At 64.1% G+C, this 14,928-nt stretch carries 13 protein-coding genes; all 13 read left to right on the top strand.

Going from position 1 to position 14,928, the window contains the following annotated elements:
- Positions 1–25: 25 nt before the first annotated feature.
- The 13 genes from PVZ72_RS11145 to uvsE all read left to right on the top strand — a co-directional run bounded on the left by PVZ72_RS11145 (position 26) and on the right by uvsE (position 14,659).
- Positions 26–1,036 (top strand): Gfo/Idh/MocA family protein, encoded by a 1,011-nt coding sequence (locus PVZ72_RS11145; protein WP_133861585.1) that lies wholly within the window; start codon positions 26–28, stop codon positions 1,034–1,036.
- A 42-nt stretch (positions 1,037–1,078) separates the two neighbouring features.
- Complete coding sequence (locus PVZ72_RS11140; protein WP_273861907.1) at positions 1,079–2,173, top strand: Gfo/Idh/MocA family protein; 1,095 nt, start codon at positions 1,079–1,081, stop codon at positions 2,171–2,173.
- A gap of 111 nt (positions 2,174–2,284) precedes the next feature.
- Entirely contained in the window at positions 2,285–2,455 is a 171-nt protein-coding gene (locus PVZ72_RS11135; RefSeq protein WP_158896923.1) for a hypothetical protein, read from the top strand.
- Positions 2,456–2,584: 129 nt separating this feature from the next.
- On the top strand, positions 2,585–3,511 hold the full coding sequence (locus PVZ72_RS11130) for a sugar ABC transporter substrate-binding protein (RefSeq protein ID WP_187980435.1): 927 nt from the start codon (positions 2,585–2,587) through the stop codon (positions 3,509–3,511).
- Between the two features lie 439 nt (positions 3,512–3,950).
- Positions 3,951–5,504 (top strand): sugar ABC transporter ATP-binding protein, encoded by a 1,554-nt coding sequence (locus PVZ72_RS11125; RefSeq protein WP_273861906.1) that lies wholly within the window; start codon positions 3,951–3,953, stop codon positions 5,502–5,504.
- 59 nt (positions 5,505–5,563) lie between these two features.
- On the top strand, positions 5,564–6,589 hold the full coding sequence (locus tag PVZ72_RS11120) for an ABC transporter permease (RefSeq protein WP_133861581.1): 1,026 nt from the start codon (positions 5,564–5,566) through the stop codon (positions 6,587–6,589).
- Between the two features lie 249 nt (positions 6,590–6,838).
- Entirely contained in the window at positions 6,839–7,951 is a 1,113-nt protein-coding gene (locus PVZ72_RS11115) for a Gfo/Idh/MocA family protein (RefSeq protein ID WP_273861905.1), read from the top strand.
- A 235-nt stretch (positions 7,952–8,186) separates the two neighbouring features.
- Complete coding sequence (gene hxsD / locus PVZ72_RS11110) at positions 8,187–8,489, top strand: His-Xaa-Ser system protein HxsD (protein ID WP_273861904.1); 303 nt, start codon at positions 8,187–8,189, stop codon at positions 8,487–8,489.
- Positions 8,490–9,977, top strand: coding sequence for a His-Xaa-Ser system radical SAM maturase HxsB (hxsB, locus tag PVZ72_RS11105; RefSeq protein ID WP_273861903.1), 1,488 nt, complete (start codon positions 8,490–8,492; stop codon positions 9,975–9,977).
- Positions 9,978–9,981: 4 nt separating this feature from the next.
- On the top strand, positions 9,982–11,220 hold the full coding sequence (gene hxsC / locus PVZ72_RS11100; protein ID WP_273861902.1) for a His-Xaa-Ser system radical SAM maturase HxsC: 1,239 nt from the start codon (positions 9,982–9,984) through the stop codon (positions 11,218–11,220).
- Positions 11,207–11,839: a His-Xaa-Ser repeat protein HxsA gene (hxsA, locus tag PVZ72_RS11095; protein ID WP_273861901.1), complete on the top strand. Its 633-nt coding sequence runs from the start codon at positions 11,207–11,209 to the stop codon at positions 11,837–11,839. Before hxsC ends, hxsA begins: the two co-directional genes overlap by 14 nt.
- Positions 11,840–12,032: 193 nt before the next feature.
- Positions 12,033–13,301 carry a DUF445 domain-containing protein gene (locus PVZ72_RS11090; protein WP_273861900.1) on the top strand — a complete coding sequence of 423 codons (1,269 nt, stop codon included), beginning with the start codon at positions 12,033–12,035 and terminating at the stop codon, positions 13,299–13,301.
- A 281-nt stretch (positions 13,302–13,582) separates the two neighbouring features.
- A complete protein-coding gene (gene uvsE, locus PVZ72_RS11085) occupies positions 13,583–14,659 on the top strand; it encodes a UV DNA damage repair endonuclease UvsE (RefSeq protein WP_273861899.1) in 1,077 nt (358 codons plus the stop codon).
- The last annotated feature ends 269 nt before the right edge of the window (positions 14,660–14,928 follow it).

The raw sequence follows: 14,928 nt of genomic DNA, 5'->3' as shown, positions 1-14,928 counted from the left end.
CAAGTCCAAATCGGAGAATGAAGTCATGACCTTGAACATCGGTGTCATCGGGACCGGCGCCATCGGCCGCGAACACATCCGCCGCCTGAGCCACACCCTGCTGGGCAGTCGCGTGGTGGCGGTGACCGACATCAACGCCGACCAGGCCGCCCGGGTGGTCCAGGAGCTGGGCATCACCGCGGAGGTCTATGCCGACGGCCATGCGCTGATCGCCGCGGCGGACGTCCAGGCGGTGCTGGTCGCCTCCTGGGGGCCGACCCACGAGGAGTACGTGCTGGCCGCCATCGCCGCCGGCAAGCCGGTGTTCTGCGAAAAGCCGCTGGCGACCACCGCCGAGGGCTGCCGGCGCATCGTCGAAGCCGAACAGGCCCACGGCAAGCGCCTGGTGCAGGTGGGCTTCATGCGGCCCTACGATGCCGGCTATCGCCAGCTCAAGGCGGTGGTCGACGCCGATCGCATCGGCGCACCGCTGATGATCCATGCGGCCCACCGCAATCCCACGGTGAGCGAGCACTACAGTACCGACATGGCCATCACCGACACCCTGATCCACGAGATCAACGTGCTGGCCTGGCTGCTGGACGATCATTACGTGTCCGCCCAGGTGGTCTTTCCGCGCAAGGCGCCGGCGGCGCGCGAGCACCTGCGCGATCCCCAGGTGGTGCTGCTGGAAACGGCCAAGGGCGTGCGCATCGACGTCGAGGTCTTCGTCAATTGCCAGTACGGCTACGACATCCAGTGCGAGATCGTCGGCGAGCGCGGCATCGCCCGCCTGCCGGAGCCGACCTCTGTGCAGCTGCGCAGCGAGGCGCGGCTGTCCAACGAGATCCTCATGGACTGGAAGGACAGATTCATCGCCGCCTACGACGTGGAACTGCAGGCCTTCATCGACGACCTCGCCGCCGGCCAGCTGACCGGGCCGTCGTCCTGGGACGGCTACATCGCCGCGGTCACCGCCGACGCCTGCATCAAGGCCCAGGACAGCGGCGCCATCGAGCCGGTGACCCTGCCCAGCCGACCGGCTTTCTACGCCTAGGTCGCTCGCGGGGATGTGTTGCCTGCACGGGAGGCCTCGGCCGTGAGAATCGGACTGGTCGGCTACGACGGCCTCGGACGCCTGCTGCAGGCGCCGCTGATCGCCAGCACCCCGGGCGTCCAACTGGTGGGTGTGGTGACAGTCTCGCCGGCGCAGCATGCCGAGTTGACCAAGGCGTATCCCGGCGTCACCGGCCATCCCGACCTGGCCGGGCTGATCGCCGCCGGGGTGGACAGCCTGGTGATCGCCACGCCTCTCGGCGAACGTCCGGCGCAGGTGCGGGAAGCGTTGCGGCGGGACTTGCCGGTGGTCTGCGCGGCGCCGCTGGCGAGCACCCTGGCAGAGGCCGAGGACCTGATGGCGCTGGCCGAACGGCGGGGCGTCCCGCTCTGCGTCCAGCAGCTGCGCCGCTGGGATTCGGACCTGCTCACCCTGGCGCGACTGCTGCGCGAAAAGCGCCTGGGCCGGGTACGCCTCTTCGAGTCGCGCCTGCAACTGACCGATCTGGCCGCGGCGGGCCTGGGCGCCGAGGCTGGCCTGCTCCTCGAACTGGGCAGCCATCTGGTGGACCAGGCGCTGCTGCTGTTCGGGCCGGTCGAACGGGTCTATGCCGAGGCGCAGTTCCGCCGTGGCGATCCCGCGCGGGAGCGGGAATTCTTCCTGTCCCTGCGCCATCGCTCGGGGGTGGTCTCGCACCTCTCGGGCAGTGGTCTGCAGAACTGTCCCCAGCGGCTGCGGGTGGTCGGCGAGCGGGGCGCCTATAGCGTCGATGGCCTGGATGGCCAGGCCGCGGCCCTGCGCCAGGGGCGGACCCCGCGCAGCGAAAAGGCCAGCTGGGGCGCCGAGGAGCATCAGCGCTGGGGCTGGCTGAGCGTGGGCGACGAGCGCTCACGGGTACCGAGCGAACGGGGCCGCTGGGATCTGTTCTACCAAGGCTGGCTGGCGGCCCTCACCCAGGGCGCGCCCTTGCCGGTCACGCCGCAGGAAACACTGGCCTGCCAGGCGATCCTGGCGGCGGCGCGGCAGAGTGCCCGTACGGGGGAAAGCCTGGTGGTAGAGGGCCTCGAAGAGGCAGCGGAGCGGTCGCGGGCAGGTGCCCAGGGGCGAGCGCGGCGGTCATTCGTACAGGTCGAATGAAATTTCTATTTCTCTCTTGTTGTGGAATTAAATTTCCAATAGAGTCGAGAGCAGTTGCAGAAACGAGTCACCAGGGCCGTGCGCCCCGACAACAATAATAGGTGCCGTCACATGAACCACTCCACGCATTCCTTCCGTCTCGCCCTCGCCGCCGTGCACCGCCTCAAGGTGCAGCGTCCCTCCCGACTGCTCGCCCTGCTCGGCCGGCTGTTCTGCCACGAGCGCAGCGGCGCCGTGCTCTGCGCCTCGCCCGGCGCCGCGGTGTTCTACCGCCCGCACTGATTCCCGCGTCTTTCCAGCGTTCGCTCAGGCTCCGCCCGGTTCAAGACCGCGCGGCGCCCGAGGTGCGCCTGGCCGTTGCGCCCGTCTGATCCCCTTGCTGATCGTCACCCCACGAATGGAGCCTGAACCATGCAGAAGAAAACTCGCTTTGCCACCCTGGCGCTGTCGCTGCTGCTGGGCAGCAGTGCGGCCCTGGCGGACCTCAAGGTCGGGGTGACCATGTCGTCGTTCGACGACAACTACCTTACCTATGTCCGCGAATACATGACCAAGAAGGCCAAGACCGACGGCGTGCAGCTGCAGTTCGAGGACGCCCGCAACGACGTGGTCAAGCAGCTCACCCAGGTGCAGAGCTTCATCAGCCAGAAGGTCGATGCGGTCATCGTCAATCCGGTGGACACCGCCGCGACCCGGACCCTGACCGAGGCCGCCACCAAGGCCGGCGTACCCATCGTCTACATCAACCGCCGCCCCGACGAGCCCACTCTGCCGGCGGGCGTGGTCGCGGTGACTTCCGACGACAAGGAAGCCGGCCGCCTGCAGGCGCAGTACGTGGCGGACAAGCTCGGCGGCAAGGGCCAGGTGGCCATCCTGCTGGGTGATCTGGCCAACAACTCCACCCACAATCGCACCGCCGGGGTAAAGGAGGTCCTGGCCAAGTATCCGGGCATCAAGATCGTCGAGGAGCAGACCGCGGCCTGGCAGCGCGACAAGTCCATGGACCTGACCAGCAACTGGCTGCTGGCCGGCAAGGAACTCAACGCCATCTTCGCCAACAACGACGAGATGGCCATCGGCGCGGCCATGGCCCTGCGCCAGGCCGGCAGGAAGGACGTGCTGGTCACCGGCGTCGACGGTACGCCCGACGGCCTGGCGGCGATCAAGCGCGGCCTGGTGACGGTCTCGGTGTTCCAGGACGCCAAGGGCCAGGCGGAAGGCGCCCTCGATGCGGCGCTGAAGATGATCAACAAGACCCCCGGCGAGCAGAACGTGCTGATTCCCTTCCGCCTGATCACCCCGGAGAACGTCGCCGAATTCCAGGCCATGACCAAATGACCTGAGGCGCCTGCGCCGTCCTGGAAGGAGGGCGGGGCGCCGCGCCAGAACGGCTTTCCAGAGCAAACGGGCAGTCCGGCAACGGACCGCCCGTTTGTCTATCTGGGGCCTTGCCAGCGGCGCCGGGCGGGTTGCGGCTCCTCGATGATTATCACCTAAAAATTCCAAAAATATATTGACTGGAATTTATTTTCCAATAGAGTCGAGGGCAAGCCAAGACGTACAGCGGTGCCTCGCCCCGGCGAGCGCACCCTTCAACAAGAATAAAAGGTGCCGTCATGCCATCCCGCTCCCTGTCCCTGCTCGGGTCTCCGATCGCCTGTCCGCCGGGCACCTGCCCGCACCTGGCAGACGCCGTCACGGCCAGCCCTTCGCCCAGCGCCCTCTACTGACCAGCGACCCGCGCCGCCTGGTCGGCGCCCGCGAGGAGATCGTGATCATGCTCAGTTCCGCCACCCCTGCCGCCGCTCCCGCCACCGCGGCCACGGCCGCGCCCGGCGAATACCTGCTGGAAATCGTCGACGTCACCAAGGAGTTTCCCGGCGTCAAGGCGCTGTCCCACGTGCAGCTGCGGGTGCGTCCCGGCACCGTGCTGGCGCTGATGGGCGAGAACGGCGCGGGCAAGTCGACGCTGATGAAGATCATTGCCGGCATCTACCAGCCCGATGCCGGCGAGGTGCGGCTGCGCGGGGTGCCGGTGCGCTTCGAGACGCCGCTGCAGGCACTGCATTCGGGGATCGCCATGATTCACCAGGAACTCAATCTGATGCCCTTCATGACCATCGCCGAGAACATCTGGCTGGGTCGCGAACCGCTCAATGCCCTGCACCTGGTGGACCACGGCAAGATGCGTCGCCAGACCCAGGCGCTGCTGGACCGACTGCGCATCGCCCTGGACCCGGAAGACAGCGTGGGCAGCCTGTCCATCGCCGGGCGGCAGATGGTGGAGATCGCCAAGGCGGTGTCCTACGACAGCGATGTGCTGATCATGGACGAACCCACCTCGGCCATCACCGAGACCGAGGTGGCGCACCTGTTTTCCATCATCGCCGACCTCAAGGCCCAGGGTAAGGGCATCGTCTACATCACCCACAAGATGGACGAGGTGTTCCAGATCGCCGACGAGGTCGCGGTGTTCCGCGACGGCCAGTACATCGGCCTGCAGCGCGCCGACAGCATGAACGGTGACGGCCTGATCGCCATGATGGTGGGGCGCGAACTGACCCAGCTGTTCCCGGAGCGCACCGCGCCGCGCGACGAGGTGCTGCTGTCGGTGCGCGACCTGGGCCTGGACGGGGTGTTCTCCGGCGTCTCCTTCGACCTGCGCGCCGGCGAGGTGCTGGGCATCGCCGGACTGATGGGCTCGGGGCGCACCAATGTCGCCGAGACGCTGTTCGGCGTGACCCCGGCCACGGCGGGCGAGATCCGCATCGACGGCCGGCCGGTACGGATGAGCGATCCTCATCTGGCGATCCAGAAAGGCCTGGCGCTGCTCACCGAAGACCGCAAGGACACCGGCATCTTTTCCTGCCTGTCGGTGGGGGAAAACATGGAGGTGGCGGTGCTGAATGGTTTCGCCAGCGGCGGCTTCGTGCAGCAGCAGCGCCTCGACCAGCTCTGCGAGGAGATGCGCCAGCAACTGCGGGTGAAGACCCCCTCGCTGGACCAGTGCATCGCCAATCTCTCCGGCGGCAACCAGCAGAAGGCGCTGATCGCCCGCTGGCTGATGACCCGGCCGCGCATCCTCATCCTCGACGAGCCCACCCGCGGCATCGACGTCGGCGCCAAGGCCGAGATCTACCGGCTGATCGCCAAGCTGGCCGCCGAGGGCCTGGCGGTGATCATGATTTCTTCCGAACTGCCCGAGGTCCTGGGCATGAGCGACCGGGTGATGGTGATGCACGAAGGCACCGTCACCGGCTTTCTCGATCGCGGCGAAGCCACCCAGGAGCGGGTCATGCACCTGGCCTCGGGCAATCCCGTACTGCACTAGCGCACCCTTCGCGCGGTGGGCTGCGCCCATCGCTCCCGGCATACAAGAGGTAGAACAAGATGAGTGCCCTCCTGGACAAGAAAACCGCCGAGCTACCCAGCGCGCGCCCGCGGCGCCGCATTCCCACCGAACTGGGTATCCTGCTGGTGCTGCTGGGCATCGGCCTGGCCTTCGAGGCCTTCGGCTGGGTCCTGCGTGACCAGAGCTTCCTGATGAATTCCCAGCGCCTTGTGCTGATGATCCTGCAGGTCTCGATCATCGGCCTGCTGGCCATCGCCGTGACCCAGGTGATCATCACCACCGGCATCGACCTCTCCTCCGGCTCGGTGCTGGCGCTGTCGGCCATGGTGGCGGCGAGTCTGGCCCAGGGCTCGGACTTCGGCCGGGCGGTGTTTCCCTCGCTGACCGACCTGCCGGTCTGGGTGCCGGTCATGGCCGGCCTCGGGGTGGGGCTGCTGGCCGGCGCCATCAACGGCAGCATCATCGCCGTCACCGGCATCCCGCCCTTCATCGCCACCCTCGGCATGATGGTCTCGGCCCGCGGCCTGGCGCGCTACTACACCGAAGGCCAGCCGATCAGCATGCTGTCCGACAACTACACCGCCATCGGCGCCGGGGCCATGCCGGTGATCATCTTCCTGGTGGTGGCGGTGATCTTCCACATCGCCCTGCGCTACACCAAGTACGGCAAGTACACCTATGCCATCGGCGGCAACATGCAGGCCGCGCGCATCTCCGGCATCAACGTCAAGAAGCACCTGATCATCGTCTACAGCATCGCCGGCCTGCTGGCGGGCCTGGCCGGGGTCGTGGCCTCGGCCCGCGCCGCCACCGGCCAGGCGGGCATGGGCATGTCCTACGAACTGGACGCCATCGCTGCGGCGGTGATCGGCGGTACCAGCCTGGCGGGCGGGGTAGGGCGCATCACCGGCACCGTGATCGGCGCCCTGATCCTCGGCACCATGGCCAGCGGCTTCACCTTCCTCGGGGTGGACGCCTACGTCCAGGACATCATCAAGGGCCTGATCATCGTGGTCGCCGTGGTCATCGACCAGTACCGCAACAAGCGCAAGGCCAAGCGCTAGGGCTGGCGCCTTCCCCTCTCCCTGGGAGAGGGCCGGGGTGAGGGGCCGAGCCAGCACCCGACCGTTTTTCCCCCTCTCCCCCTGGGAGAGGGCCGGGGTGAGGGCCGAGCCAGCACCCGACCGTTTTTCCCCCCCTCCCCCTGGGAGAGGGCCGGGGTGAGGGCGCCCCCACCCCTAAGCCATCCCTTTTACCCGGTCGGCTACTGGCTTGGCCGGCCGGGTCTTTCTACACCCCTGACGGAGAACGACATGCGCGACATCGGCATCGGTCTGATCGGCACCGGCTTCATGGGTCATGCCCATGCCCAGGCCTTCCATCACGCGGCGAGCAGCTTCGCGCTCCCGGTCCGCCCGCGGCTGGTGGCCCTGGCCGACGCCGATCCGGAGCGCGCCGCTCGCTGCGCCGACGCCTGGGGCTTCACCCGCAGCTGCGATTGGGAAAGCCTGATCGCCGATCCCCAGGTCGAGCTGGTGGCCATCACCACGCCCAATCTGCTGCACGCGCCCATGGCCCTGGCCGCCCTGGCGGCGGGCAAGGCGGTCTACTGCGAAAAGCCCCTGGCGGTGAGCCTGGAGGAGGCGACGCAAATGCGCGACGCCGCGCGCCAGGCCGGGGTGGTCAACCGGGTCGGCTACAACTACCTGCAGAATCCCATGCTCAGGCAGGCGCGTGAGCTAATCGACAGCGGCGAACTGGGCGAGATCGTCAGCTTCAGCGGCGAATTCAGCGAAGACTTCATGGGCGATCCCCAGGGGCCCTTCACCTGGCGCTGCGAGACCCGCCAGGCTGGCGGCGCCCTGGCCGACCTGGGCAGCCATATCCTGTCGCTGGCGCGCTTCCTGCTCGGCCCGGTGGCGGCGCTCTGCGCCGATCTGCACACCGCCCATGGCCAGCGGCCCCACCAGGGCGGCACCCGGACGGTTGAGATCGACGACCAGGCCCATCTGCTGCTGCGTTTCGCCAGTGGCGCCCGCGGCACCCTGACCACCAGCTGGCTCAAGCACGGGCGCAAGAATCGCCTGGCCTTCGAGGTCTGCGGCACCCGCGGCACCCTCAGTTTCGACCAGGAGCGGCTCAACGAACTGCGCCTCTACCAGGTCGGCGACCGTCCGGGCCTGGCCGGTTTCCGTACCCTGCTGGCCGGTCCGCACCTGCCGGACTACGCCGCCTTCTGCCCGGCCCCTGGCCACCAGCTCGGCTACAACGAACTCAAGACCCTGGAGGTCCGCTCGCTGCTGGAGGCCCTGGGCGGCAACCCCGGACACACCGGTGTCGACTTCCAGGAAGCCTGGGAAGTGGAACGCCTGGCCCAGGCCGCGCGGCAATCGGCGCAGGAGGAGCGCTGGGTCAGGCTGGATTAGGAGATAGGCGGGTAGTTCTAATCTTGCTCCTTAACTGTCTGTCAGGGGATGAGGTGTCCAAAGGAAGCGATGTAATTAATAAGACTATTCGTCCTGCCTCGCGAACCGTTTGGCGTAAAGTGCTCTGCTTGATAGTCCAGGGGATGCACCCTAGAAGCTCGTTCTTCGAATACTGCTTAAGCTGCAAGTCCTGCAGTGTTTCGAGAGCTGGCTTCGGGTTATCAAGGACGCCCTCATGACATGGCCTGTCACGTTACTGCTAGATCCCACCCTCTATTCGCTGAGCTGCGTCCAACGGGCAATTTATAGCCTCGCAGATCGCCTAGTCATTCAACTCAAGACTAGTGATGGCGAATGGTGCATTGAGGCGTTACCCGCACCTCAAAACTGCATTTCGCTGCAGCCCTCTCCCGATGTTGCGCGGGCTCTGCTTTTGCAGCAGTTGAACGATTTCGCGCTACGCGAACGTATCCAACAGGAAACAGTCGGTTTGCGCGAGCTGCTGGTAAAGGCGGCGCTGAATGGATGTGTTCGCTAGATGACCCATCTCATCGCTATGCAGGGTGGTTACCGACTGCTGCCTTTCCGTTTCATGCGACTGGGCGGGCAGTCGTCGCGAGAGATTCTGGTTACGACAGATACTGGGGAATACATCTTTCTTTCCGAAGAGCAGTTGCGAGCCCTGGTAGATCGCCAGCTCCGGCCAGGTACGGCGCTGTACAAGGATTTGCTGGCTCGTCATTTCATCTACGAACCCGACGGGCATGATCCTTTGCCAGAGATGGCCGCCCAGTATCTGAGTCGCAAAGATTTCTTGAAGCAGGGGCCTGCTCTGCACCTCTTTGTTACCACGTTGCGTTGTAATCACACGTGTCAGTATTGCCAGGTGTCCCGCGCTCCTTTGGGTGGAGCTGGGCATGACATGAGCGAAATGGATGCACGCCATGCGGTATCTAGGATGTTCGAATCCTCATCGGACGTTTTGACTGTCGAATTTCAAGGAGGTGAGCCGTTACTGGCATTTCCCAGGATTCGACAGATCGTTGAAGAGGTGGTGGAGCGCAACAGCAGGGAAAAGCGCAACGTTCAGTTCGTCATCACCAGCACCCTGCATCATCTGGACGAGTCCATTTTGGACTTTGCTGCCACGCATCGTATTCAGTTCTCAACCTCTCTGGATGGGCCGGCTGCTCTGCACAACGCCAACCGGCCTACACCGACACGGGATGCCTACGAGCGAACCGTGGAGGGTATCCATAGGGTTCGCGCGCGGCTTGGTGCTGATGCCGTGTCCGCCTTAACTACCCTTACTGTCAGAAGTCTCGAGCAACCCGAAGCCATCATTGACGAATACGTTCGCCAAGGTTTATCCAGTATTTCGCTACGGCCCCTTAGTCTGTATGGCTTCGCTACAAAAAGTGCGCAGAGGCTGGCCTATCCCATGGCCCGTTACTTGGCCTTTTACCATCGTGCACTGGACTACCTACTCGCGTTGAATAGCCAGGGCACCTATCTGGTCGAAAGCTACACAGCATTGCTGTTGAACAACGTGCTGACACCCTTCTCCAGTGGCTATGTCGATTTGCGCTCACCTCTAGGCGCTGGCTTGGGCGCCCTAGTCTATAACTACGATGGCGATGTCTATCCGTCCGACGAAGCTAGGATGCTGGTCGAAATGGGCGAGAAGGGGCTGCGTCTAGGGAATGTTCAGCAGCCCTTGCACGAATTATTGGCTTCCCCAGCGATGCAATTACTGCTGGCGTCGGGAATCGCGGAAACCCTGCCAGGGTGTAACGACTGCGCCTTGGTTCCCTACTGCGGCAGCGACCCTATAGAGCATTACGCTCGTCAGGGCGACCCCGTAGGACATCGGGCCTTCAGTGCCTTCTGCCAGAAGAACATGGAGCTGTTGCGACATCTGTTCGTTCTGTTGCGAGATGGCAGCGAGGAGACTCAGCGCGTTTTGTTGTCCTGGCTCAGTAGACGTTCTCTCGCAGACGTCAGCCTGCCTGGTTACCGGGGGTAGTGAGATGCTAGCGAAGGAAACGCAATTCCTCATTCGCAATCTTCATGAGCCCCGTCTGCTGAAGGTGCTTACCGCAGCGGAATTCGTCGAGCATGGCCTAGCCAGATGTGCGGGGCAGGTCGAACTGGCGGATGTACTGCTGTATCTCGACGATAGCGCTGGTCCTCTATATCGAGGGCTGTTGCGGATACCGGTTGCCGGATTCATGTGCGATTCGGTGTTCGACGGTGACATTCCATCAGGCCGAATTCTTTTGAGTGAGTGTAGGAGCCCGGGCGTGGTGCGCTCTGGAGATGTCGTCGCCCTTTCTCCTGCTTCTAACCTGGTAAGGGTGCTTTATCGCCGTGGCGCTAACAGTAACCTGTTGTTCATGACCGATCGTTGTAACAGCCTTTGCCTGATGTGTTCCCAACCACCCAAGGACATAGATGATCTCTGGCATATTGAGGAAAATCTGCGCCTGCTCGATCTGATGGATGCAGGCGAGGAGCATCTTGGGATCAGTGGTGGCGAGCCTACGCTTTATAGAGAGGGCCTGTTGGCAGTCTTGAATAAGGCTAAAAGCGTCATACCCGACAAGGCGCTGCACCTTCTCAGCAATGGCCGGCTGCTCCAGGACCCAACCTGGATTGGCGAATTGCAAGCGCTCGATCATCCCAAGCTGAGTTGGGGCATACCCCTCTATGCAGACAATGCTGGTGATCACGATCAGTTGGTACAGGCACCAGGGGCTTTCAGCGAAACGCTGCGCGGGCTTTACAACTTGGCCCGGGCCAATCAGGTTGTGGAGATCAGGGTTGTTCTCAATCGACTGGCCACACCACGGCTGCCGCAACTGGCTCTCTTCCTGTTTCGTAATCTGCCTTTCGTTCGCCACGTTGCATTCATGGGAATCGAAAGCACAGGGTTGGCTAGGAAGCATCACACCGAGCTTTGGATCGATCCTCTGGATTATCAGCAGGAGTTGAGCGAGGCAGTGTTCTTTCTGCATCACCGTGGAATTCCCGTATCGCTCTACAACCTACCGCTTTGCCTGGTATCCCCGCCCCTGAGGCCTTTTGCCCGGCAGAGTATTTCGGATTGGAAAAACCTCTTCATCGACGCCTGCCAGGATTGTGCAGCGGTTACTCGTTGTTCCGGTTTTTTCAAATCCCATAACGAGCGTTGGCAGAGCCGGGGTATCCGTCCTCTGGCTGCCGAGGCTTTATTGTCTTCGCAAGGAGCGCGTCATGAGTCTGCTTGATCGTTGGAAGATGCTTATCGGTCATGTCACCCTATTGCCGGTCGCCGGAAGTGCTCTGGCCCAGGTCGACCAGATGCCTTTGGCCGATATGACGTGGAGCGCCACTCCAGGGAATCAGGTACCGGTGTTCAGCAATCCACTCAATGCCCTCGATGCGACCAATCTCTATGCAGCTCATCGCTCGCATAGCTCTCATCGATCCCACAGCTCTCATAGTTCGCACTACAGTGGTTCTGGGGGCTACAGCAGTCCGCGCTCCTATACTGCACCGAGCTCATCCGATAGCTATTATCGTGCCCCCAGTAGTGGTGGTAGCGGGGCGTCCGGCTACAGTGGTAGCTCAGGACTCTATGCTCCCTCGAAAAGTAGTGGCACTACCACGACCGAGCCGAACACGACATCTGGTAAAGCACAGCCGACTGGCGAGGCACTATCCAGCTTGGTCATGCGAGTGCAAACGGCGCTGACACTCAAACAGTACTACCACGGCGCTATCGATGGCGTTCTGGGTAAAAGTACCCGAGGTGCCTTGATGTCCTTCCAAATGGATACCGGTCTGACGATCAATGGGCGTATGGATACCCCAACCTTGAACGCTTTGGGTATTCGCATTCCTTGAGGAACCGGGGAAGGTGCGTGTCTGCACGTAGCCTGAAACGCAATATGTTCGAAGGCACGGCTTGACGCGAGTAAAGAAGAGCGTGCGCTAGGATGGGGTTGGGTTGGTAATACGAACGCGCGTAAGAAACTACGCCCAGGTGCCGTTTTCTACTCAATCACCCCGCTCGACGCAAAAGGACCGTCCCATCGTTATGCCCTTATCTCCTCTCGACGGCCTCACCCCGGTCCGGCGCATGAAGCTCATCGCGCTGCTGCTGCTGTTCCTGGCGGCCGCGCTCTACTGCCTGGCCACTGCCCTCGAGGCCAGCCATCCGGCCTGGGGCTACGCCGCCGCCTTCGCCGAGGCGGCCATGGTCGGGGCCATCGCCGACTGGTTCGCGGTGACCGCGCTGTTCCGCCATCCGCTGGGCCTGCCGATTCCCCACACCGCCATCATCCCGCGCAACAAGGCCGGAGTCGGGCGCAAGCTGTCGGACTTCATCTGCCTGCACTTCCTCGCCACGCCCCAGGTGCTGGCCAAGCTGGAGGAACTGGACGCCGCCGGGCGCCTGGCCGGCTGGTTGCGCCAGCCGGACAACGCCGCCGCGGTGGCCAGCCAGGCCACCGGAGTCGCCCGCTATTCCCTGGAAGCCCTGCGCGAAGTGCGGGTGCAGGCCTTCATCCGCCGGGTAGCGGTGGAGCGGCTGCAGCGCCTGGACGTGGCGGCGCTGTCCGGCGAACTGCTCGACATGCTGACCGCCGACGGTCGCCATCAGGCGGTGCTCGACGAGGTGCTGCAGGAGATCGATCGCCTGCTGCAGGACGAAGACACCCAGGCGCTGATCGCCCGCACCATCGGCGGCGAGCTGCGTACCCTGAAGTACCTGGGCCTGGACGAACGGGTCGGGCGCTGGTCGGCGATCAAGGTGGTGCAGGCGGTGTCGCGCCTGATCGGCGAGATCAGCCATGACCGCGAGCACGAGTTGCGCCGGCATTTCGATGGCTATCTGGTCGGCTTCATCGAGCGCCTCAAGGAGGACCCGGCCTTTCGCCTGCGCGGCGAACAACTGCGCGACCGGCTGCTGGAGCACCCGGCGCTGGCGGGTTATCTGCAGGAGCTGTGGGACCAACTGGTGAACTGGCTGCAGGCCGATCTCGCCGCCCCGGATTCGCGCATCCGCCGGCGCCTGGGCCGGCTGCTGGCCGAGCTGGGCGACACCCTGAGTCGCGACGAAGCCATGCGACGCTGGATCAACGAGCAGCTGATGGCCGTGGCGCCGCCCTTCATCGACCGCAACCGCCAGCGCATCGGCGACTACATCGCCGCCCGCGTGGCCGCCTGGGACACCGACGAGCTGGTCCAGCAACTGGAACAGAGCGTCGGCAAGGACCTGCAGTTCATCCGCATCAATGGCACCCTCGTGGGCGGCCTGGTGGGGCTGGTGCTGCATGCCCTGACGCAGTGGTTGGGGCCAGGGTAGGGCAGCCAGAGCACACGTGGAAAAGGCTACGCCGTTTTCCACCCTACCGCCGCCCCCGTAGCGTGGAAAACCGCGCAGCGTTTTCCACTGGCTGCCGCCGCTCAAGCTGATACATCGAGAACGTCACCCCCTTGCCAGACTACCCCCTCTCCCCCTGGGAGAGGGCCGGGGTGAGGGCAAACCCGGACGCCAGACGCCAAGCCCGGCTCCACCCATCACCCCACCCGCACCCAGGCGGCGCCGCGCGGACTAAAGCCCATAGTCCCTGTCCCGAGCGTCCCATGTATCGAATCGGCTTTGCCTGCATGTACCGTCATCCCGAGCGCAGTCTGTCGCTCAAGGCACTGGAGCAGGTCGAGCGGGCCTTCAATACCCGCACCACCACCCTGCGCTGGCTCGGCAGCGTCGAACGCGCCGCCGCCGAGGCCAAGTTGCTGGACGTGGTCACCCACAACCTGGATGCCCAGCTGAGATTCGTCGAGCACGTCGCCGACCTGCCGGACAATCTGCGCATGCTGCGCCTGAGCAGCGATCTGCTGCCCTTCTACAGCCACGCCGAATTCGCCTACTTCTATCGTTCCCAGGAGCTCCAGGCGCTGCTGGAGGATCGCTTCGGCCGGCTGGGCGAACTGGCCCGCCGCCGCGATGTGCGGCTGTCGCTGCATCCCGGGCAATTCTGCGTGCTGGGCTCGGATCGCCCCGAGGTGGTGGAGAACAGCCTGAAGGAGTTCGAGTACCACGCCGACATGATCCGCCTGATGGGCTACGGCCAGAAATTCCAGGACTTCAAGTGCAATGTGCACATCGCCGGTCGCCTGGGCGTGCCCGGCATTCGCGCGATCTGGCCGCGTCTGTCGAGCGAGGCGCGAAACTGCATCACCTTCGAGAACGATGAAAAGACCTATGGCGTCGACGACTGCCTGCAACTGGCCGATCTCGCCCCGGTGGTGCTGGACATCCACCACTGCTGGATCCACGAAGAGGCCTACATCGATCCCTGGGAGCCACGGGTGGCGAGGATCATCGACAGCTGGCGCGGCGTGCGACCGGCCATGCACTACTCCCAGCCGCCGGAAGCCCTGATGGAAATGGGCGTCTCGCCCAGCGAGCGGATCGACATCAGGTTCCTGCTGCAGCAGATCAGCAAGCGGCTGCTCTATGCCCACAGCGACATGATGTGGAACGACTGGTGCAACCGCTACGCCTGCCAGTTTCTCGACCGCTTCGACATCATGTTCGAGGCCAAGCACAAGAACGTCACGGTGCGGGATTTCTACGATCGCTACCTGGGTGGCGACGGCACGCTGCCGCCGGCAGATCACGGGATTCTTGCGGGCCAGGATGTCGCAAATCCGTAGCGTGGAAGACCGCGCAGCGTTTTCCACTGGGCAGTCAGAGCTAACCAGTGGACAAGGCTGCGCCGTTGTCCACGCTACGGGAGTCGGTACGTAGGTTGGCGCTGAGACGGCTCCATCGTCGAAGCCCAACAGGGAGCTTCAACCCTGGACACCGTTGGGCTTCGCTGCGCTCAGCGCCAACCTACGGGCGGGGCTTCATTCGCAACATGCGGCAATGAGCCCGGTGGGCGATCGGCTGGAAGAACCGCTTAACTCAAGGGTCATCCTTC

The organism is Pseudomonas sp. LA5 (genome assembly GCF_028640825.1).
Classification (GTDB): Bacteria; Pseudomonadota; Gammaproteobacteria; order Pseudomonadales; family Pseudomonadaceae; genus Chryseomonas; species Chryseomonas aestiva.
The sequence above is the reverse complement of the archived record's forward strand: the minus strand, read 5'-3'. Positions and strand labels throughout refer to the sequence as shown.